This is a genomic window from Syntrophorhabdales bacterium, assembly GCA_035541455.1.
Taxonomy (GTDB): domain Bacteria; phylum Desulfobacterota; class Syntrophorhabdia; order Syntrophorhabdales; family WCHB1-27; genus JADGQN01.
In genome coordinates, this window is record DATKNH010000025.1 from 1 (window position 1) to 19,927 (window position 19,927).

The following is a 19,927-nucleotide window of genomic DNA, read 5'->3' on the forward strand; positions in this document are numbered from 1 at the left end:
TGAGGAACGGCACAAGTCGGGCGCCGCGTTCTTTCAGAAACTGGGCGGCTTTTCTCCGACCCTCGGCATTATGGGGACTGTGCTCGGTCTCATCCATGCCCTCGGAAATATCGAGAACGCCTCAAACATCGCTGCTTCCATTGCCGGCGCATTCATAGCCACCTTGTGGGGTGTCGCGCTCGCCAACCTCATATACCTCCCGATCTCTGACAAGTTGAAAGCCAAGCATCAGGACGAGGGCCTCTGCCTTGAAATCATTACAGAGGGCGTCATGTCTCTTGCCATGGGGGATAACCCCCGGGTCATCAGAATGAAACTGCTCTCTTTCCTAATCCCTGATATGAGAACGGAGGAGGACTAGTGAGAAAGAAGAAACCGGAGGAGCACGAGAACCTCGAGCGCTGGCTGATCACTTACGCCGACCTGATCACGCTCCTCCTTGCTTTCTTCATCCTGATGTACACGATGTCCAAACAGGACTCCAAGAAATATCAGGAGGTCGCAGCGCACCTGAAAGCGATATTCTCCGGAAGCCATGCCATTCTGGCGACAGGCAACGTCGCAGGCAAGGCGCCAATAGAACTTTCATTCAAGGGCGGAGCGGAGAATGTTGCAGCCCTTAAGGAACAGTTAGAAAAAGAACTGCGGGAGATTGGAGACAAGGGCGCAGCTGATGGGATGCAGAATATTTCGCTCGTTTCTGATGAGCGGGGTCTCGTGGTCCGTGCTATGGAGAAAGCGTTCTTTGATACAGGTAGGGCTGATCTCACCTCCAGGGCGCGAAGCGCTCTGGACGGGATAGCGCCGGTCCTCGTGGGTATGCCTAATCATGTGCGCGTGGAAGGGCACACAGACAATGTGCCGATCAGTACGAGCGAGTTCAGATCAAACTGGGAGTTGTCTGTGAGACGGGCGACAGAGGTGGTGAGATACCTGGTAGAGCGACGTCATTTTCCACCAGACCGTATTTCTGCATCGGGTTATGCGGAATACCGCCCCATAGCTTCCAATGACACACCGGAAGATCGCGCCACCAACAGGCGCATCGAGATCATAATAGTGAACGTTGCCGAGAATAAGCCGAAGGCACCGGCTGCCCCTCCTCCGGAGACGCCACCCAACAAGCAGTAGATCGGTCGCCCGGCATCTTCCAGTACTTTTTCATGTACTGGTTGTGCGTTACTATTCGCTAGCCACTGTTCACTTCTTTGCAGCCGTTTTCGCTTTTTGACAAGCCTACGTCAGATTGTTTAAACTTTGCCCGTAGCCATGGTGCTTGTAAGAATCATTTTGCTTCCCTTGAGAGAGATCGCGCTTTTTCCGTCATTGATCGTCCCCATTGTCTTTCAGGATGAATCCTGCAGTAGACCATTTACTGAATCGCTGGAGTCGGGACTTCCTCTGGGGTTTGTGGCAGTGAAAGACCCCGCGGCAGTCGTGCCTGGCCCCAAGGATGTGTTCACTGTGGGTACAATAGGGCACGTGCTTCAGTACTCAAGGGATGAAAAGAGCCTGCTTCGGGTGATTATAGAGGGCAGACAACGATTCAAGCTGAAGAAGATCCTTGAGACCACCCCCTGCCTGATAGGAGAAGTGGAGATTATCAGTGAGCAGGAAAAGGCGAATACGGTGACGGACGCACTCACCCAGAGCATAAATGCGCTTCTCAAGATTTGCCTGAGCTTCGGTGCGCCCCTCTCTGAAGAGGTGGTGAGGTTGATCGGGAATGTTGACCGGCCGGGTAAGCTGGCAGACCTCATGGCTTCTTATCTTGCTCATGACATTGCGGAACAGCAGGAGATTCTGGAGACCCTGGATTTGGCGGAACGACTGAAGAAGGTATTCCTGCTGCTCAGCAAAGAGGTGCAGTCACTCCAGGTAAAGGCGAAGATTCAACTGGAAGTAGCCAAGGAGATAGGCAAATCGCAAAAGGATTTTATGCTTCGGCAACAGATGAAAGTCATACAGAGAGAACTGGGTGAGGACGGCACACACCTGGACGATGTAGAGGAGCTCAAGGAGAAGATCAAGACGAGCGGCATGCCTGAGAAGGTTGGCGAGACAGCCCAAAAGGAACTCGCACGCCTGGAACGCATGAACCCGGCATCTGCCGAATATACAGTATCGAGAACGTATCTGGATTACCTGGCGAGCATGCCCTGGACGAAACGGACAGAGGATAGCCTGAATATCGACAGGGCTCAGGCAATCCTGGATGAGGATCACTACGGCCTGGAGAAAGTCAAGGAGCGGGTTCTCGAATTTCTCGCGGTGAGAAAACTTAACGAGAGCATGAAGGGGCCGATTCTTTGCTTTGCGGGCCCTCCTGGGGTTGGCAAGACCTCTCTCGGCATGTCGATCGCCAGAGCGACCGGCAGGAAGTTCGTCCGCATGTCCCTTGGGGGCATCAAGGATGAAGCCGAGATAAGGGGGCATCGAAGGACGTATGTGGGAGCGATGCCGGGAAGGATCATCCAGGAATTGCGCAGGTCAGAGACGAACAACCCGGTGCTCATGCTCGATGAGGTGGATAAGCTTGGAAACGATTTCCGGGGTGATCCGGCGTCAGCACTTCTTGAGGTTCTCGATCCCGAGCAGAACCATTCTTTCAAGGATCACTACCTAGACGTTCCTTTTGACCTGTCCAGCGTCATGTTCATAACGACTGCCAATGTGGTTCACTCCATACCTGCACCGCTGCGAGACAGAATGGAGGTTGTGCAAGTCTCCGGGTATACTGAGGAAGAAAAGGTCAGGATTGCCCTTGAGCACCTTGTAGTCAAACAGCAAAAAGAAAACGGGCTCATCGGGGAAGACATCACGTTCGACGAAGGAGCGGTGCGAACCATTGTCCGGGACTACACCCGGGAAGCGGGTGTCCGCAACCTTGAACGGGAGATAGGCTCAGTCTTCAGGAAATGCGCCAGATCGCTGGCACAAAAGGGGGAATGCCCGAGGTTGATTGATGGCGCCGCGGTTCGTCTTCTGCTCGGCAAGCCTACGTATCGTGGGGCGGATATTGACGCCAGGGACAAACCGGGAGTCGCCTGCGGATTGGCATGGACTGAAGCGGGAGGGGATATTATATTCATAGAAGCCAGGGGGATGAAGGGCCGTTCAGGGCTGCTGCTGACCGGCTCCCTGGGTGACGTTATGAAGGAGTCCGCGCAGGCCGCGCTTACCTATGTACGGTCCAATGTTGAACGGTTGGGTCTGGACCCCTGTTTTTACGACGAAAGGGATATCCATATCCACGTTCCGCAGGGCAGCATTCCCAAAGACGGGCCTTCGGCAGGCATCACTATCCTGGTTGCGCTTGTCTCGATGATGAAAAATGCTCCTGCGAGGCAGACGGTTGCCATGACCGGAGAATTAACGTTGTCCGGAGAACTTCTACCAGTAGGCGGCATAAAAGAGAAGGTACTTGCTGCGCTGCGTCACGGCAGCAAGGAAATCGTTATTCCGTGGAAAAACAGGGATGATCTTTCCGATATCCATGAAGACCAACTGGCGCAGGTAAAAATAATACTGGCAAAAAATGTCGAGGATGTTCTATCATATGTATTTGATGGAATATTCACCGGAAGCATAGAAGGTGGTCATGCCCATTGATCTTGCTGAAATCGGACACATCCTCAAGAGCACGCGGGAAGGAAGAGGGCTTTCCCTGGAGGACGTTTCGACCGCTCTCTTCGTGCGAAAATCGGTTATAGATGCGATTGAGTCGGGCCAGTGGACTGCTCTACCTCACCTTGTCTATGTAAGAGGCTATGTCGTACAGTACGCGAAGTACCTCAAAGTGTATGAGCGGGTGGCCCCGATCCTTTCTGCAGAAGAGGAACCTTCGGGTGTCCGCGCTTTAACTCGAATCGACGATCAGCCCTCGCCAAAGGTGAAAGACAGAAAAGAAAGGCCTCAGCTCAGGAGAGCGATCCTCGGAGGCTCGGTGGCTGTGGTCGCTATCCTGACGCTTCTCCTCTTTCTTCACGGACAGCGGGAAGTCCCCATGCCGCCGCAGTACGAAACCGTCGCACGCAATGCGCCGGAGTCCCAGTCAAGCTGGCCCTCAAACGAGATGAAGAAATTGATGATCGCCTGCCACGAGAGGACATGGGTGAGGATCGTGATCGACGGGGCGGAGAAGAAGGAAGTAATGCTCAACCCGGAAGAGGTTGTGATGTTTACAGCAAAAGAGAAATTTGACCTGCTCGTCGGGAACGCTGGCGGCGTCAAGCTCTTTTTCGATGGCAAAGACACCAAGTTTGAGGGTACGAGCGGAGAGGTGAAGAGAATTACCCTGCCGTAACAAACCGGCTGATGGCACGTGACCAACGGCTGACAGGTCGTGTTCTGCCTGATATGATCATTCTTGGTTTAGACCCCGGGCTGGCGAGTACAGGTTTCGGGGCAATTTTTTGTGGTGAAAAATCTGCGAGCCTGCGCGCCGCAGGCCGCATAGAAACCCTCCCTCGCGACCCTCTTGCCAAGAGATTGGGGCAGGTGTTTGAAGACATCAACAGCTTGCTGGTCAAACTGCAACCCCAGCTCGTGGCTATTGAAAACGTTTTTTCCCTTGTTAGATACCCGAAAGCCGGCATTTTGCTTGGTGAAGTTCTCGGGATAATCTACTTAAGCGCACATCAGCGTGGCCTTCCAATTCTCGAGATTACGCCGAGAGAGGTGAAGAATGCGCTGGTAGGCAGCGGTAGCGCTACGAAGGAGCAGATCAAAACGGCTACCCAGCGAATTCTCGGCATACGCGATCTCACCTCTCTTCACGCGGCTGACGCCATTGCCGTGGCGTTGACAGCTTACTACAGAAAGGGTTACGCTGAATTCGCATGATTTCATACCTCGAGGGCCGTCTCAAGAATATAAATGCCGACAGGATCACCCTGCTGGTCGGCGGCATCGGCTATGAGCTGCTTATCCCTGCCTACGTTATGAGTGAGATTAAACGAACTGCAGTGATCGACGGCGCATTAGGGCTCCACGTCTCGTTCCATCAGACGGAGCGACAGCCAAAACCAGTCCTTATAGGATTCCGGTCGGGCCTTGATAAGGAGTTTTTCGAACTTTTCATATCTGTAGAAGACATAGGTCCGCTGGCTGCGGTCAGGGCACTTGGCCGCCCGGTGCGGGAGATAGCCAGGTTCATAGAGGAAAAAGACACGAAAGCGCTCCGCCAGCTGAAAGGAATAGGGGAGCGCAAGGCGGAAAAAATAGTAGCGACACTCAAAGGTAAGGTTGCAAAGTACGCGCTGATGCCGGATGTGGAGCTGCCTGCAGCTGCACCGGAAGACTTCAGGAAGGAAGTGGAAGACGTGATGGTCACGCAGCTCGGCCACAAGGCGTATGAAGCGAGGAAGATGATCGAGGAGGCGCTCAAGAGGAATCCTTCGATCAGCTCGTCGGAAGAGCTTTTTGAGGAAGTCTATCGGGGACAGAGATCGTGATCTACGAGGAAAGCGACAATTTTCCGGATCTGTTGAAGCCTGACAGGGGTGCGGACGAAGAGATCAACAGCACGTTACGGCCTTCCATTCTGTCGGAATACATCGGTCAGGAGAAAGTCGTTGAAACGTTACAGATAGCAATAGAGGCTGCACTGCAGAGAAACGAGCCGCTGGAGCATATCCTTTTCAATGGCCCTCCCGGACTGGGAAAGACCACGCTCGCTCATATCATCGCAAAGGAGATGCACACAAGAATCGTCACATCCTCAGGTCCTGCTCTCGAGAAAGGGGGCGACCTTATGGGGGTCCTCACAAACCTGGAACGGGGCGATGTCTTTTTTATTGATGAGATACACCGCCTGCCAAAGGTTGTTGAGGAGTTTCTCTATCCTGCGATGGAGGATTTCGCGGTTGACTTCATATTTGACAAAGGGGTGCACGCGCGGACGCACAGGTTCCGGCTGGAGCGCTTCACGCTCATCGGGGCGACCACGCGTTCAGGGCTTCTCTCTTCACCTTTACGTGAACGTTTTGGCATTGTGAGAGACCTCGATTTTTACGAAGAGAAAGAACTTGTCCGCATCATAAAACGCTCCGCGTCTATCCTTCAGGTATCCATAGACGAAGAGGGCGCGTACGAAATAGGCCGCAGGGCGAGAGGCACGCCGAGGGTCGCGAACAGGCTGCTTAAGAGGGTTCGCGACTACGCGCAGGTGAGGGCACAAGGCTCGATTACACCATCGGTCGCTACAGAAGCCCTCTCTCTCGAAGGCATCGACGGCCACGGATTGGGTGACGTGGACCGGAAACTCCTGACCACGATTATCGTCAATTACAAGGGTGGTCCTGTCGGCATCGAAGCGATCGCTGCGACGCTTCAACTGGAATCGGATGTGCTTATCGAAGTAGTCGAACCCTATCTCCTCAAGTGCGGTTTCGTGACTCGGACCTCCCAGGGCAGAAAAGCATCGGAGAAGGCCTATCTCCACCTCGGTTTCCAAACAGGCGTGAAGGGGCAGAATATGGAGTTGTTCGGAGGAGCTAAGAAAAAAGAGTGACGGTTTAAATTCCAAATTCCAATATCCAAATTCCAAACAATTTCGAATATTCAAACTTATAAACGTGAAAAAGAGTCCGCGGCATACCAGCGGCACTATGTTTGGAACATTTGCACATTGGTAATTGTTTGGAATTTGGATATTGAAATTTCGGATTTACTTATTGGCTGAGGCGCTCCATTTCTTCCGCGGAAATATCGAAGTTGGCATGGACAGCCTGAACATCATCTGAGTCTTCCAGAGCCTCCATAAGCTTTACCATAGTCTCAGCATGCTTTCCTTCCAGCTTTACTGATGTCTGCGGTATCATGCTCAGTTCTGCCACCTCGTATTTCATGTGCTTCTCTTCGAAAGCTTTCTTCAGCTTGTCGAAGCCGGCAAGGTCTGTGATCACCTCTAGGGTGCCGTCATCCTCTTTCACATCCTCTGCGCCTGTTTCGAGCGCAAGCTCCATAATGCTATCTTCATCAACATTCTTCTTGTCAAAGGAAATATAGCCCTTTTTGGAAAAAATCCACGAGACGCTTCCCGCCTCCGCAAGGTTACCGCCGTACTTGGAGAAAAGGTGCCTGACCTCTGCTGAAGTCCTCTTCTTGTTGTCGGTCAAGGCTTCGACGAGCACTGCTGTGCCTCCCGGGCCATACCCTTCGTAAATATATTCCTCATAGGACTCGCCGGCCTCGGCAGGCGAGGCGCCTCTCTTGATGGCTTTTTCTATGTTGTCCTTGGTCATATTCTCTGCCTTGGCCTTCAGGACAGCGGTTCTGAGCCTCGGGTTGGCCTCAAGGTCGCCACCACCTATACGTGCAGCAGTGGTGATCTCCTTTATCAACTTGGTAAATATCTTGCCCCGCCGGGCGTCGGCGGCACCTTTCTTATGCTTAATGGTGCTCCATTTGCTATGGCCGGACATGGAATCCCCCGAATATAGATTTCCGCGGGCAAGCCCGCGGTATTAGCAGCACATCCTGCTGATGAGATGGTGGGCAGTACAGGAGTCGAACCTGCGACCTCTGGTATGTGAGACCAGCGCTCTAACCAGCTGAGCTAACCGCCCACGCTCTTAGATTTAATATATCGGCGCCTAAAAGTCAATAGAATCAGCGGTTGCTGCTCCACATGAAATGGGATAGACTATCGCGATGAGCCGACAAGTGTTTGGACCGGTCCCGTCGCGGCGCCTCGGCTTCTCCCTCGGCGTGGACCCGATTCCCAGGAAATATTGCAATTTCGACTGTATCTACTGCCAGGTCGGGAAGACAGACCGCACAGAAACAGAGCGGAAAAGCTTTTTTGACCCGGAAGATATACTCAGAGAAGTGATAGAGCACCTCCATGACGCTACTCAAGTGGACGTTATTACTTTTTCCGGTTCGGGAGAACCGACACTCAATCAAGATCTTGGGTGGATGCTGAGAGAAGTGAAGAAGAGAACGGACACAGCGCTGGCGGTCATTACCAACAGCTCGTTGCTGTCCAGGGAGGATGTGTGCAATGATCTGCTTGCAGCCGATATCGTACTTCCCTCACTCGATGCAGCGCGGGAAGAAACATTCCGCAGGATCAATAGACCAGATCCTTCCATCTCTATCGAGAGTATAGTGACGGGGCTGCATACTTTTCGAAAGATCTACAAGGGGAAGATCTGGCTCGAGATCATGTTTGCAAAAGGGATAAACAATACAGCGGATGAGCTTCAGCACATCCGCGAAGTTATCGGAAGCATTCCGCTCGAGAAGGTACAACTCAACACCATTATGCGCCCGGCACCCGAGCAGCAAGCGAAGGCCCTCGATGTATCAGAGCTCGTTACGATCAGCGAGACACTCGGCGGTCCTTGCGAGGTTATTTGCGGCTTTGATAAGAGATCAGAAGGGCTGGGAATTGATGACTGGGTCGCGGGCTTACTTGCGACCTTAGCGCGGCGAGCCATGACGTTAGACGACGTGGCGAGGGCAACAGGCGTACCAACGGAGGAAGCAAGAAAACGTCTCCAGAGGTTGGAAGCGCAAAAGGTACTGCGCACGGTTCATCAAGGGAACTCGCTCTTCTATGTGCTGAACGAGAACTGAAGGCTTCGGCCTTGCATTGCTGCGTAGTCGGCGTCCCGGTAGAAATCTGTTGACAACGCGAGGCTCTAACATTATGATTTGGCTCGCAAAAAGTGTTCCTTCAAGGCAAAAATTACCCTGTATCTGAAAGGAGAGATGCATGAAGATAGAACGGGCGGTCATCAGTGTGTCTGACAAGTCAGGCCTGGGAGAATTGGGCCAATTTTTGAAAAGCTACAATGTCGAAATCATGTCGACAGGCGGGACAAAGAAATATCTCGATGAGCAGGGTGCCGGTCCCATCGATATCAGCACGTACACAGGTTTCCCGGAGATCATGGACGGAAGAGTTAAAACGCTTCATCCAAAGGTGGCGGGTGGCATTCTTGGTATACGCGACAAGGCGGATCATGCCGAAGCAATGAAAAAACATGGCATTAAACGGATCGATCTCATCGTGGTTAACCTTTACCCCTTCAGGGAAGTTATCAGCAAAGGCTGCACGTTCGAAGAAGCCATAGAGAACATCGACATCGGTGGCCCGTCGATGATACGGGCTGCAGCCAAGAACTTCAAGTACGTAACCGTAGTAATCGATCCCGCGGACTACGGTAAGCTTATCGAAGAAATGAAGACGCACAAGGGCGAGACTTCGGAACAATTCCGTTTCTATCTTGCAAAGAAGGTGTATCAGACCACCTCGGAGTACGATAAGGCTATTTACACCTATCTCTCGCAAGCCACACTCTGAGGAAGGTTCGCATGAAAGTACTCGTTGTCGGAGGCGGTGGCAGAGAACACGCACTCGTCTGGAAACTTTCGCAATCGCCCATGGTCGAGGCGCTCTTTTGCGCGCCCGGTAACGGTGGTATAAGCGATGCCGCTGCGTGTGTCGGGCTTGACGCCGGAGATATCGATGGGCTGATTTCCTTTGTAAAGAGGGAGGGTATCGAATTCGTTGTTGTGGGTCCTGAAAATCCCCTGGCAGCCGGAATTGTAGATGCATTTGAGCGCGAAGGAATCTTGATTTTCGGGCCTCGCGCAGCAGGCGCGCGTATGGAGACGAGCAAGATTTTTGCGAAACAGCTGATGGAGCGGCACAGCATCCCCACAGCATCATTCAAGATATTTGAGGCCTATGAGGATGCTGAGCGCTACGTCCGTGCCCTGCAGCCTCCCTACGTAGTGAAGGCAGACGGGCTCGCTGCGGGCAAAGGGGCCTACGTCATCAAGGGGAGGGACGAGGGAGAGAAAGCATTGCGGGAAACACTTGTTGACTCGCTTTTCGGAGAAGCAGGCAGACGTATTATTGTAGAAGAGTTTCTCGAAGGCATCGAAGCATCGTGCCTTGCTTTCACAGACGGGCAATCAATGCTTCCCATGTTACCGTCGCAGGACCACAAGGCTCTGCTGGATAATGACCGCGGCCCAAACACAGGAGGCATGGGCGCCTATACGCCGCTTACCTTCCTTGACAAGCCGATGGAAGAAGAGATCAATAACAGTATCATGACGCGCACGGTCACTGCCTTGCGCAGCGAAGGCATTGGCTACAAGGGAGTGCTTTATGGCGGCATTATGATTGCGCATGGGAAGCCCTTCGTGCTTGAGTTCAATGCCCGCTTCGGAGATCCTGAGACGCAGCCCATCTTATTCAAGATGGAAAGCGACCTGCTGCCCATCCTCCTGGCCTGCGCCGAAGGCAGGCTCAGCGGGGTAGGGGAGATTACATGGAAGCGCGGAGTCTCTATATGCGTGGTGCTTGCCTCTGGCGGTTACCCTGAAAAGCCTGAAAAGGGGAAGCTCATTCGCGGGCTGGAGGAGATGAAGCGGAGCAATGATGTGTTCGTGTTCCATGCGGGCACGAAAAAGGTGGGCAACGAGTACTATACGTCGGGAGGGAGAGTTCTCGGCGTGACCGCGATGGGTGAGACCCACAAGGATGCTATACGGAAAGTCTATGACGCGGTCTCCTGCATATCCTTTGATGGCATGCAGTACCGCAGGGACATAGGGGCAAAGGCGCTGAAAGTGATCAGCACAGGAGCAGATATATAACAAAGTGGAGGAATGTAGTATGGGTAAATCGTATAAGATAGGTGTTATACCGGGAGACGGGACCGGCCCTGAAGTAGTCGCAGAGGGCAGAAAAGTACTGGACGCAACAGCGAAGAAATTTGGCTTCTCTCTCCACTACACTGACTATGATGTGGGCGGAGAACGTTATTTGAAGACCGGTGAACTCTTGCCGGACAGCGTCATTGCTGAGTTCAAGGCTCAGGACGCTCTATATCTTGGCGCCATAGGACATCCGGATGTGAAACCCGGTATCCTGGAGAAACAGATATTACTCCGTGCGCGCTTTGAACTGGAGCTCTATATCAACCTCCGGCCCGTAAAGCTTTATCCCGGGGTTGATACGCCACTCAAAAATAAGGGGCCAAAGGACATAGACTTTGTCATCGTGCGCGAAAATACAGAAGGGCTGTACACCGGAGCGGGAGGCTTTTTCAAGAAGGGCACCGCTGACGAAATAGCCGTCCAGGAATCAGTGAATACCCGCAAGGGTGTGGAGCGCTGCCTCAGGTTTGCGTATGATTTTACACGGAAACGGAACAAGAACAAAAAGCTTACTCTCGTTGCGAAGACCAACGTTCTGACGTATGCTTCGGACCTTTGGGAGCGTGCTTTTTATGAGATTGCGAAGGAGTACCCGGATATAACGACTGATTACAGTCACGTAGATGCAGCCTGCATGTGGATGGTAAAGAATCCTGAATGGTTCGACGTGATGGTCACAGATAACCTCTTCGGCGACATCATCACTGATCTCGGGGCCATGATTCAGGGAGGTATGGGCATCGCGTGCGGCGGCAATATCAATCCGTACTCTGTTTCAATGTTTGAGCCTATAGGCGGGTCGGCACCAAAGTACACGGGTAAGAATCAGATAAACCCGCTCGCTGCTATCCTGTCAGGGGCCATGATGATTCAAATCCTGGGCGAAGAGAAGGCATCACTTGCGATAGAAGAGGCCGTAGTGAGGGCCCTGAAGAGCGACATCAAATCTCTTGAGGCTGGGAAAATGGGTATGGGGACAAGAGAAGTGGGCGATCTGATTGCAAGCTACGTCTGAGGAGAGGAAAAGCACAGAGCCAAAGGCCGGAGACAGTTAACCACCCCCTCCCTGCTAACGCGCGTCTTTCAGCTTTCTGATGAGGGTATTTCTGCTCATGCCGAGCAGTTTTGCCGCCTTCGAGACGTTGCTATTGGCCGTTTTCAGGGCAGCCTTGATGAATACACGTTCTATTGAAAGCTGGACACCAGCCAAAACATTATCGTCATCATTTATCTTGGTACTGAGCAGCTTTTCGGCAAGACTCTCTAGCTGGGACTCAAATGTTTTATATAACTTCGTTATATCACTCTGTTTTTGTCTATCAACCATGTAGAACCTAACCGCTTGCATATTGTACCCACCGTTGGGTACTTTTGTAAACGAAATTCTTTGCTGGGCTAGGGATTAAACGGAGGGTTACTGAGATGGTATGGTATCGTGTAGTTAGTGACGGTTCTATATCTCATTCAGCAAGAGTACACCTGTCATAACGGTATATTACGGCAGGTCATGTTCAGTTACGAACTATAATAGTGCCTATAGATTTCGCCTGAAACGAAGACTTATGGGGCAAGGAATAACAACACGTCGGTCACAATAAGGCATGAGCCCTGCAGAAGCTTGCACTGAAACCGAAACCGTGGAGTTGTGCCGGGTGCAAGGGGAATGGGCGGTGTGAGCAGTGCCTACTGGCAGCAACCGCGATTATTTGTCAGGGGTTCCCCGCACCAGGTATGAGTGTCGGGGGCGGGGCGCTTGACGGGTTTCTGGTGTACTTGGATTTGTGGTGGTTCTGATAAGAGATATTATGTTAACTAACGACTCTTCATTACTTTCAGGATTTCGGCGATGCGGCGGTCCTTCAGGAAGTACTTTACGTTGGCCCCATTTCGCTCATGGTCAACGATGCCCTTGCTTCGGAGGACTGAAAGATGCTGTGAAACGGTGGATTGTGGAAGATTGAGGTTGCCCCAGATCGCACTCACACACTTCTCGGCATCGAGAAGACTCTCGAGTATGCGAATACGCACAGGGTGCCCGAGGGTCTTCAGAACATCGGCCCACTTCAAATAACTCTGTTTGTCCATGGGAAGGATATATGTTAGCGGAAGCCGGACTACCCTGTCAACCAAAATATTAAAAAACCTTAATCCACAGCATCAAGAGCGCGTACTCCGCAGGTTTTGCGCAGTTTGCGGGTGACTCCTGAAATATGCCACTTCACGTTGGGTCAGAGGCCGGTGCGCACCGGGACGCATGCGGCCGAGATGCACCGGGCCGATTCTGACCCGCCGTAATCTGATCACCGGATGGCCAAGAACGTCAGCAATTTTTCTGACCATGCGATTTTTGCCCTCGTGCACGATTATGCGAAACCAGGAGCTTTGCTGCTCGGACCTGATCAGCCGCATATCATCGAAAGCGTAGCGAACGCCATCCACGAGAACGCCATGCAGAGCCCTCCCGATGTCCTCAGGTAGAGGCGTGCCTTTGAGCTTGACAACATATTCCTTCTCCACCTGGTGTCGTGGATGCATCACGAGGTTAGCGAATTCACCGTCATTTGTGAACAACATAAGGCCCTCAGAGTGGAAATCGAGTCTACCCACCGGAAACAGGCGTTCCTGATCTGCGAGGAGATCCCTTGCAAGCCGTCGGTTTCTGGGGTCCGCAAGGTCAGATAAATAGCCCTGCGGCTTGTAAAGAGCAATGTATTTATGTTGGGGAGGCGCGGGTATTGTTTTGTTGTCAACAGTTACAATATCTTTATGTGGATTTACCTTAGTAAATGGTGTTAATATAGTAATATTATTTACTGTAACCCTACCATCAGCTACGATGGAATCGGCCTTCCTCCTGGACGCCACTCCTGAGTCCGCCAGGAACTTGGAGAGCCTGATGAGGCGCTGCTGCATGTAACCCGGCCCCTGTACAGGTATTGCCACGCATAGTAGTCGTGGGACAACGGCTTGGCGTTAGTATCCTACCATTAGTCTTTGAACGTTTCCACCAGCGTATCGTCTGCAAGCCTCTGGATAGGACGTAGAAGCTGCCGTTCCTTGCCCACCCTGTCGAATACCTGGACAGTGATAGGCTGTTTATCCGGCAAAGGATTGAGCGACAGATCTACCAGTATGCTGGTGCTCTTACTGATGTCTAGGATAGCCTCCCGGGTAATAAGAGTCTTTGAGGTATAGAGCAGATTTTCGTTGAAATAGTACCCTCGCCTGAAGGAGGCGGTGATTCGGTGGCTCCCTTTGGTGAGGGTCACAAGTTGCTGTGGTTTCCGCGGAGAAAGATTGAACGTTTCGCCATCAACATTGACGACAATGTCCACAGGGCTTATGATATTGAAATCGTCTCTCTTCATACTGAATTCGGTAAAAGGGTTTCCACCAGCTTCGAATCTTATGATTGCCGCCTTTTCGTCTTTAAGGGGAGTGTAGTAAGAAGGCTTGAGCACAAAATAGCAGAACACCTGCTCCCTTTTTGCCAGTGGCTGATACGGCACAAGCACTTGGGAGGCGAGCTGGCTGTACAACTCCTGGTTAACTATCGGAAAATCTATTTTTCTATCATCCCCGCTTGCGTCGATCTTATAAACTAAGATGGACAACTGATCCCCGGATATCCGGTACATGCCTGTTATCAGCGTATCTATACGGGCTCTCTTCATGAATTGCTTGAGTTCTCCTGCCCACCGCATGTCTTCGGTGGGATAGAAAGCCTCTATCATGGACGCCGCCCCATCTACCAGCTTGATTCTGCTCTTCTGCCGCATTACCCCGACTATTTCCTGCCTGATCTTGTCAGATAGAGCTGTTACCTGGTTTTTTTCATCGAAGATGCCATATACGCAAACCGAGAGATCTTTGCTCGCATGGTATGGATTCACCACGCTGTACAACGTTTTGAGCGCCAGAGGGAAGAATGCACGGTCCCCCGACGGCACTACCTGTTTGAGGAATACCAGATCGCCCCGGTGCATCTCTATCCTGCTCCGGATGATTTCGCAGACCGCGGAAACCTCGCTAGTCTCCACGACGGCGCACTGCCCCGCGTAGTTGGTCAAGGGGTCCTCAGCATGAGGTTTCGCAATCTTTGCAATATCTCCTTTGGCGACTCCCTGGTTGCCGCCCAGGCTTATGATTACCTTGTCCCCCAACGAGAGACCGAGTCTTTCGGAGAAGGAAGAAACGATCTCACCTTGAAGGTAGCCCTCCCCGGCTGCCGAGGCAATGCCGTGAAGGAGTAAAAAACAGATCGCTATGAACAGGTATGTCCGTCTCATTTATCCCTCTGCTTTGTATGGATTCTTTATTATCGTTGGAGTCACGAAGATCAGAAGCTCCGCTTTGGTATTCGTCACTGAGTTGGACCTGAACAGCCAGCCGAGAAGCGGGATGTTTTTCAGTCCTGGTAAACCGGTCTCACCCGTGTCATTTTCCGACTCGTAGATACCTCCCAAGACCACGGTATCGCCGTCTTTCACGAGAACCTCGGAAGTCGCCTCTTTCTTGTCTATGCCGGGCACGGGAGCCCCGGGTATTTGCGTGGGCCTGTCTTTTGTTGCTTTGATCCTCAGGCGGATATTACCGTCTTTTGCCACGAGGGGGGTAACCTCCAGGCTCAACACTGCATCCTTAAACTCTATCTGGGTGTAGTTCTGCGAGACCGTCTGATAAGGGATCTGGGTGCCCTGAGCGATCTTCGCCGTCTGGTTGTGGGACGTGATCACTTTCGGATTCGAGACGATTTTCCCTTTCCCCTGCGCCTCAAGAGCAGAAAGCTGCACATCAAGCAGGAGCGAATCCGCCAGTCCGCCGATAAAGATGCCCAGTCCCCCGGCGGTACCAACTGCGGGGCTGGCGGGCAGATTCAGGTTGTAGGGGAACGCAACGGTCGAATCCCGGATTCCCAGATTATTCGTCGGAGACGTGTAGACGGTGGTCGAGGAGTCGCCCGTGACCTGCTTCAACCCGCTCAGTGCCGTGTTTGTGCCGCCCACTCGCGTGCGGTACTGCGCACCCCATTGAATCCCTAGATCTCGCGAGAAGTTGGTGGTAGCCTGCACGATTCTGGCTTCTATCTGCACCTGCACAGGTGGTATGTCCAGTTCTTTGATTCTTTTTATCAGGTCCTGGACGTTGTCCTTGGTGTCCTTAATGATAACGGCATTTGTCCATTTTACAACGCTGGCGGCTCCATTGGGCGTCAGGAGTCCCCGGGTATTCATGCCTGCCGCCCCCCCAGGCATCCCCACCGCCGTCCCCCTCAGCATCATACCGACTTCTGCGGCATCCATGTAGTTGAGGAAGAGCGTTTCCGTCATGAATTCCTCTTCCAACTTCAGTTTGGCGTCTTTTTCCTTTAAGATCTCTGCCCGGTCTTTCCTGAAGCGGTCGCGCTCGTCGTAAAACCTCTTGGCGGTCACTATTCTGATCACACTGCCTTCGTCGATCCTTGCGAGGTCGTTGCCCTGGAGGATCACGTCGAGTGCCTCGTCATACGTGACGTTATCCAGCTTGACGGTGACCTTTCCCTTCACGTCTTCAGAGATCACTATGTTCTTTTTGGATACGTCGGAAAGCACCCTCAGCACGTTTCTCACATCGGCATCCATGAAATCGAAAGATACTTTAGACGCCGGGGGCTTAAGCACCTGCCCGAACGCGAGCAGAGGTACCATAATCACAACCAAGATATTCAACGCGCATCTCTTATACATAGTTTACCCTCTCTATTTCCTGGGAATATCTATGGCGAACTTCCGTATGTCCCCCTTTATCCTGTAGGCCATAGTCACCTTTTCCTCGTCTATTTCCATGATCCACGTGGTCTTGTTAATAAAGTCTCCCTGCTTAAAAAGCAGACCCTTGCCCTGCGTATCTTCCATCATGGCGAACCTCGCGCCGCCGCTATTAAGCATACCGACGAGTTTCAGCTCCTCCATTTCGTATCCTTCCTTCAGCGCACCGCTGGCCTGCCGCTGTTTCACCTTTGTCAGGAAGACAGGTTCAAACGGGTCCCTTCGATCCTTCGACGTATAAGAAAAATCAGGGTCAACCAGAGCAGCCTTCTTTTGCTCTGCCTTTCCTTCAGGCTTTGCCGCCTGGGCAAAGGCTGAGAAGGGCCCCATGCAAACAAGGAGGAAAATGACAAGTAATCTATTTCTTAGGTGCCGGCGCATTCTTGTCGTCCTTCACGTCTTTAGGTTTCTCTTTAGTCTGTTCTTGAGCCATCTGTTTGTTGTACACGTAGGTTTTTGCCAAACAAGTGCCCTCCATGGCCGGCTTAGATGCGATCATCTTCGACTCGAGAGTAAAATTGGCCACATGGATTATTCTGTCCAGCTTTCTCACGCCATCAAAGAAGAACCCTGCGTTGTGATAGCCGCCTGAATAGCGCAACTCTATGGGCAATTCCATATAGAATTCTTTTGCCTGGAGTGGCTTGGGCTCAAAAAATTTGACCCTCAGCTTCGATTCCTGGCCAACAAAGGACACCTGTCTGAGCAGGTTCGGCACGTCCTTTTCCTCAGGCATCTGGACGAGTACTCTTTCAAGCGTTTCTTTAAGCTGGGCGTACTCCTTCTGGCTTTTCTCGAAATTTGCTTTGATTGCTGTCAATCGATCGAGTTCCTGCTTGGTGTTGCGGTACTCGCTCTCAAGGTATCTCTTCTGGTCAAACTGCGGAACGAGCAATACGAAGTAGACTCCGGCAAAAGCGGCGGCGGTAAGCGCCAACATCAGGAGAATGCGGTACATTCGCGGTGTCTTCGTCAGGGCGTTGGTGTCGAGGCGGAGTTTCATAAGCCCAGGCTCCCCTGCACCAGAAATTTTTTGACCAGCACGCCTTCTTCAGTCACATCTTCAACCATCCTGAGCTCCACTTCTTTTGCATAAGGTATCTTGGCTAACCTCTCGACGAACTCGGCAATAGACTCGTTTTCGAGGGCCCGCCCTTCAAGGTCGAATCGTTCCTCCTCTTTCTTCAAGCGCTTCAGCCAGATGCTCTCCTTCACTATGGAGGGCAGATCGTATAGGATGCGGGCGGTGAGCGCCCTACCCTCTTTTATTTTTTCGATGAGGGCTATCCTGGCGCTGACTTCCTTCTTTTGTTTTTCCAGCGCCAGGTAATCCCTATAGAACTTTTCCATGGATGTTATGGATTGCTTTGTGCGCGCTACATCAGTCTTAAGGTGACCAATTTCAGTTTGATTCTTCGCGTATATGCTTGCGCCGAGCACAAGAGCCACGACCAGCAGCAGAACAAAAAGAATGAGGTCAGACTTCAGCGCTTCTTTGCGAACTTTCTTGGGAAGAAGATTAATGCGTATCATGACTCTAGGTCACTCACTCTTGAAGAAAGATAGAGCGCAACAGGCGCGAAAGCTTGATCATCCTGACCGAGCTGAGGGCTTTTTCCATTCTGTTTCAGCCAGAGTGAAGCATCAAGCAAGACCACTTCGACCCCTGTTTCGCCTTCGATGCGTTCCTTTAAGCCGGGTATCCGCGAGGAACCTCCCGAGAGATAGATCCTTCCCACTGTCTCCCTTGGCTTTGTTGCCATATAGAAGTTTACAGTCTTGTTCATTTCGGACGAGACGTTCCCTACAAACTCATCAACCAGATCGCTGATATCGGCGTCTTGACTTACTTTCTTCTCTTCTGCCTCCTGCTGGCTCATATTATATTTCTTGGCGATCTCGCTGGTAAGATATTTGCCACCGATAAGAATCTCACGGGTGAATTCGATGCTCTCATTCTTGAGAATAGCCAGGTTAGTGACAGACGCACCGATGTCTGCAGCCAATACAGTAAAGTTCTGTGGACCGTACACATGCCCTATAAGGTTTGTCATGGCAAATATATCAACATCGAGGATGAGCAGGTTCAAACCTGCGCGGCGAAAGACGTCTATGTATGCATCGACGATCTCTTTTTTTGCTGCGACGATGAGAAGGCTCATCAGGGCCTCCTTATCTTCTCCCGCGCCCATGACGTTGTAGTTGTAGTAGATATCACGCAACGGGTAAGGTATTACGCCCTCCACCTCAAGACCGATGCTCTTGTTCAGCGTCTCCTCGTCCAGCAGAGGCATTGTCACCCTTTTCGTGATAACGGTATAGCTTGAAAGCGCAGTGGCCGCTGCCTTGACCTTAATGCCCTGGTCCAGCAGCAGAGACTTCAGCTCGCTCGCGACAAAGGCACTGTCCGCGATGGTGCCATCGTGCAACAGATCCTTTTCGTAGGATCTCTTTGCAAACTTCTGCAAAGAAAAGCCGTCCCTGCTCTTTCTGAGCAAGCACACTTTAATGGAGGTGGTTCCGATATCAACACCCAGCAGTTCTGTTGCCGGTCTTACTCGCAATTTCTCCAGGGCCTGATTCAGCATGATACCCTCAAGGTCTGAATGTAATGCTCACCATAAGAATAGTCTGCATTCACGATTACTCTTTTTATCGCACTTTTGGAGAGTTTGTTAATCTGGCAAATCGAAAATTCTGCTGAAAGTAGTGCGTCCTGCATGTCGGTCTCCAGACGCACTTTGCAATATTATGGCCAAACTTACTGCGGGTTTGTTCTAAGCATTCTTGCGACACGCTCTCCGGCCTTGCCTCATTGCTTCTTGTCGCCCTTTTCGTAAAATTGAACCTTCTGCGACAAGTATTGAATGAGCAACTCTTTCGACCACAACTCCCGCGCCTTAGCGTTGTAGATCGCGTATTTACCGGCCATTCCATCGGTCAGGTTACCCTTCTCGATAGCAATCGCCTTATCTGTGTTTCCCTTCTTGTACTCGATATCGGCATGCAGGTCTTTTATTTTGTAAACGAACAGACCCTGCGGGTTGCCGGAAGCACTGAAGGCCTTAAAGTAGGGCTCGGCCCTGCTGATAACGCGCAGTGCTTCGTCAAAATCGCCCAGCGCTGCGTAGCAACGGGCGGTCTCAAATGCATAATGAGCGGAAGATGGGTACAGCGAAATCGCTTCAGCGCCCAGTGCGCAAGCCTTTTTATCAGGTGCGAGCACGGAACGGGCCATCTCCCGCACGAAGAAAAGCTCTGAGTCCCTGTCGCTGCTTTGTTCCACTCTTTGTAAATGGGAGTTCAGGGTCCGCTTCACTCTTTCCCTGTACTGCGGATCTTTTTCGTTGTCGAAAGACTTCAACAGGATAGTAATGGTTCTAATATGACCCTCATTGCTTAACGGCATGGTGCCTGTTGCGTCAGCGTAAGAA

Annotated in this window: 22 protein-coding genes and 1 tRNA gene; 11 read left to right on the top strand and 12 right to left on the bottom strand. The window is 51.8% G+C overall.

The genetic code is table 11. The features are described 5' to 3' along the window. From VMT71_02985 to ruvB, 7 genes are all read left to right on the top strand, one after another. Positions 1-361 (top strand): MotA/TolQ/ExbB proton channel family protein (locus VMT71_02985; GenBank protein HVN22910.1); only part of this gene is annotated, 361 nt, incomplete at its 5' end. Then, on the top strand, positions 361-1,131 hold the full coding sequence (locus tag VMT71_02990; protein HVN22911.1) for a flagellar motor protein MotB: 771 nt from the start codon (positions 361-363) through the stop codon (positions 1,129-1,131). The genes VMT71_02985 and VMT71_02990, both read left to right, overlap by 1 nt. Before the next feature lie 138 nt (positions 1,132-1,269). After that, a complete protein-coding gene (gene lon / locus VMT71_02995) occupies positions 1,270-3,612 on the top strand; it encodes an endopeptidase La (protein ID HVN22912.1) in 2,343 nt (780 codons plus the stop codon). Then, positions 3,602-4,306 carry a RodZ domain-containing protein gene (locus tag VMT71_03000; protein ID HVN22913.1) on the top strand — a complete coding sequence of 235 codons (705 nt, stop codon included), beginning with the start codon at positions 3,602-3,604 and terminating at the stop codon, positions 4,304-4,306. The genes lon and VMT71_03000 overlap by 11 nt, the downstream gene beginning before the upstream one ends. Positions 4,307-4,317: 11 nt before the next feature. Continuing rightward, positions 4,318-4,845, top strand: a complete 528-nt coding sequence (locus tag VMT71_03005; GenBank protein ID HVN22914.1) for a crossover junction endodeoxyribonuclease RuvC — start codon at positions 4,318-4,320, stop codon at positions 4,843-4,845. Further along, complete coding sequence (gene ruvA, locus VMT71_03010; protein ID HVN22915.1) at positions 4,842-5,456, top strand: Holliday junction branch migration protein RuvA; 615 nt, start codon at positions 4,842-4,844, stop codon at positions 5,454-5,456. Before VMT71_03005 ends, ruvA begins: the two co-directional genes overlap by 4 nt. After that, the gene (ruvB, locus tag VMT71_03015; protein ID HVN22916.1) at positions 5,453-6,514 is read left to right on the top strand and encodes a Holliday junction branch migration DNA helicase RuvB; all 1,062 of its coding nucleotides are present in this window, start codon (positions 5,453-5,455) and stop codon (positions 6,512-6,514) included. Before ruvA ends, ruvB begins: the two co-directional genes overlap by 4 nt. Before the next feature lie 160 nt (positions 6,515-6,674). On the opposite strand, the gene VMT71_03020 is transcribed toward ruvB, so the two are convergent. After that, on the bottom strand, positions 6,675-7,427 hold the full coding sequence (locus tag VMT71_03020) for a YebC/PmpR family DNA-binding transcriptional regulator (protein ID HVN22917.1): 753 nt from the start codon (positions 7,425-7,427) through the stop codon (positions 6,675-6,677). A gap of 67 nt (positions 7,428-7,494) precedes the next feature. Next, a tRNA-Val gene (locus VMT71_03025) sits at positions 7,495-7,571 on the bottom strand. Between the two features lie 85 nt (positions 7,572-7,656). Here VMT71_03025 and VMT71_03030 point away from each other — a divergent pair. The 4 genes from VMT71_03030 (at position 7,657) to VMT71_03045 (ending at position 11,701) form a co-directional block, all read left to right on the top strand. Beyond that, a complete protein-coding gene (locus tag VMT71_03030; protein HVN22918.1) occupies positions 7,657-8,586 on the top strand; it encodes a radical SAM protein in 930 nt (309 codons plus the stop codon). Positions 8,587-8,725: 139 nt separating this feature from the next. After that, positions 8,726-9,316 carry a hypothetical protein gene (locus VMT71_03035; protein ID HVN22919.1) on the top strand — a complete coding sequence of 197 codons (591 nt, stop codon included), beginning with the start codon at positions 8,726-8,728 and terminating at the stop codon, positions 9,314-9,316. 11 nt (positions 9,317-9,327) lie between these two features. Next, a complete protein-coding gene (gene purD / locus VMT71_03040; GenBank protein ID HVN22920.1) occupies positions 9,328-10,623 on the top strand; it encodes a phosphoribosylamine--glycine ligase in 1,296 nt (431 codons plus the stop codon). A gap of 19 nt (positions 10,624-10,642) precedes the next feature. Further along, positions 10,643-11,701 (top strand): 3-isopropylmalate dehydrogenase, encoded by a 1,059-nt coding sequence (locus VMT71_03045; GenBank protein ID HVN22921.1) that lies wholly within the window; start codon positions 10,643-10,645, stop codon positions 11,699-11,701. A gap of 54 nt (positions 11,702-11,755) precedes the next feature. On the opposite strand, the gene VMT71_03050 is transcribed toward VMT71_03045, so the two are convergent. From VMT71_03050 to VMT71_03095, 10 genes are all read right to left on the bottom strand, one after another. Continuing rightward, a complete protein-coding gene (locus VMT71_03050) occupies positions 11,756-12,034 on the bottom strand; it encodes a helix-turn-helix domain-containing protein (GenBank protein HVN22922.1) in 279 nt (92 codons plus the stop codon). Between the two features lie 464 nt (positions 12,035-12,498). Beyond that, positions 12,499-12,771, bottom strand: coding sequence for a metalloregulator ArsR/SmtB family transcription factor (locus tag VMT71_03055; protein HVN22923.1), 273 nt, complete (start codon positions 12,769-12,771; stop codon positions 12,499-12,501). A 72-nt stretch (positions 12,772-12,843) separates the two neighbouring features. Continuing rightward, complete coding sequence (locus VMT71_03060) at positions 12,844-13,599, bottom strand: pseudouridine synthase (protein HVN22924.1); 756 nt, start codon at positions 13,597-13,599, stop codon at positions 12,844-12,846. Between the two features lie 74 nt (positions 13,600-13,673). After that, a complete protein-coding gene (locus VMT71_03065) occupies positions 13,674-14,975 on the bottom strand; it encodes a hypothetical protein (protein ID HVN22925.1) in 1,302 nt (433 codons plus the stop codon). Next, entirely contained in the window at positions 14,976-16,412 is a 1,437-nt protein-coding gene (gene pilQ, locus VMT71_03070) for a type IV pilus secretin PilQ (protein ID HVN22926.1), read from the bottom strand. A 12-nt stretch (positions 16,413-16,424) separates the two neighbouring features. Next, positions 16,425-16,874: a pilus assembly protein PilP gene (locus VMT71_03075; protein HVN22927.1), complete on the bottom strand. Its 450-nt coding sequence runs from the start codon at positions 16,872-16,874 to the stop codon at positions 16,425-16,427. Next, a complete protein-coding gene (pilO, locus tag VMT71_03080) occupies positions 16,852-17,496 on the bottom strand; it encodes a type 4a pilus biogenesis protein PilO (GenBank protein HVN22928.1) in 645 nt (214 codons plus the stop codon). Before pilO ends, VMT71_03075 begins: the two co-directional genes overlap by 23 nt. Continuing rightward, a complete protein-coding gene (locus VMT71_03085) occupies positions 17,493-18,026 on the bottom strand; it encodes a PilN domain-containing protein (GenBank protein HVN22929.1) in 534 nt (177 codons plus the stop codon). The genes pilO and VMT71_03085 overlap by 4 nt, the downstream gene beginning before the upstream one ends. Next, on the bottom strand, positions 18,023-19,081 hold the full coding sequence (gene pilM / locus VMT71_03090) for a type IV pilus assembly protein PilM (protein HVN22930.1): 1,059 nt from the start codon (positions 19,079-19,081) through the stop codon (positions 18,023-18,025). The genes VMT71_03085 and pilM overlap by 4 nt, the downstream gene beginning before the upstream one ends. A 224-nt stretch (positions 19,082-19,305) precedes the next feature. Continuing rightward, the coding region (locus tag VMT71_03095; protein ID HVN22931.1) for a hypothetical protein at positions 19,306-19,927 on the bottom strand (622 nt) is incomplete at its 5' end.

Bases quoted from the DNA above. Each gene is read 5' to 3' on its own strand.
- VMT71_03085 (HVN22929.1), bottom strand. From the start codon at position 18,026: ATGATACGCATTAATCTTCTTCCCAAGAAAGTTCGCAAAGAAGCGCTG.
- lon (HVN22912.1), top strand. From the start codon at position 1,270: ATGGTGCTTGTAAGAATCATTTTGCTTCCCTTGAGAGAGATCGCGCTT.
- VMT71_03030 (HVN22918.1), top strand. From the start codon at position 7,657: ATGAGCCGACAAGTGTTTGGACCGGTCCCGTCGCGGCGCCTCGGCTTC.
- VMT71_03050 (HVN22922.1), bottom strand. From the start codon at position 12,034: ATGCAAGCGGTTAGGTTCTACATGGTTGATAGACAAAAACAGAGTGAT.
- VMT71_03020 (HVN22917.1), bottom strand. From the start codon at position 7,427: ATGTCCGGCCATAGCAAATGGAGCACCATTAAGCATAAGAAAGGTGCC.
- VMT71_03060 (HVN22924.1), bottom strand. From the start codon at position 13,599: ATGCAGCAGCGCCTCATCAGGCTCTCCAAGTTCCTGGCGGACTCAGGA.
- VMT71_03035 (HVN22919.1), top strand. From the start codon at position 8,726: ATGAAGATAGAACGGGCGGTCATCAGTGTGTCTGACAAGTCAGGCCTG.
- pilO (HVN22928.1), bottom strand. From the start codon at position 17,496: ATGAAACTCCGCCTCGACACCAACGCCCTGACGAAGACACCGCGAATG.
- pilM (HVN22930.1), bottom strand. From the start codon at position 19,081: ATGCTGAATCAGGCCCTGGAGAAATTGCGAGTAAGACCGGCAACAGAA.
- VMT71_03000 (HVN22913.1), top strand. From the start codon at position 3,602: ATGCCCATTGATCTTGCTGAAATCGGACACATCCTCAAGAGCACGCGG.
- VMT71_03075 (HVN22927.1), bottom strand. From the start codon at position 16,874: ATGCGCCGGCACCTAAGAAATAGATTACTTGTCATTTTCCTCCTTGTT.
- ruvA (HVN22915.1), top strand. From the start codon at position 4,842: ATGATTTCATACCTCGAGGGCCGTCTCAAGAATATAAATGCCGACAGG.
- VMT71_03055 (HVN22923.1), bottom strand. From the start codon at position 12,771: ATGGACAAACAGAGTTATTTGAAGTGGGCCGATGTTCTGAAGACCCTC.
- pilQ (HVN22926.1), bottom strand. From the start codon at position 16,412: ATGTATAAGAGATGCGCGTTGAATATCTTGGTTGTGATTATGGTACCT.
- VMT71_03005 (HVN22914.1), top strand. From the start codon at position 4,318: ATGGCACGTGACCAACGGCTGACAGGTCGTGTTCTGCCTGATATGATC.
- purD (HVN22920.1), top strand. From the start codon at position 9,328: ATGAAAGTACTCGTTGTCGGAGGCGGTGGCAGAGAACACGCACTCGTC.
- VMT71_03045 (HVN22921.1), top strand. From the start codon at position 10,643: ATGGGTAAATCGTATAAGATAGGTGTTATACCGGGAGACGGGACCGGC.
- VMT71_03065 (HVN22925.1), bottom strand. From the start codon at position 14,975: ATGAGACGGACATACCTGTTCATAGCGATCTGTTTTTTACTCCTTCAC.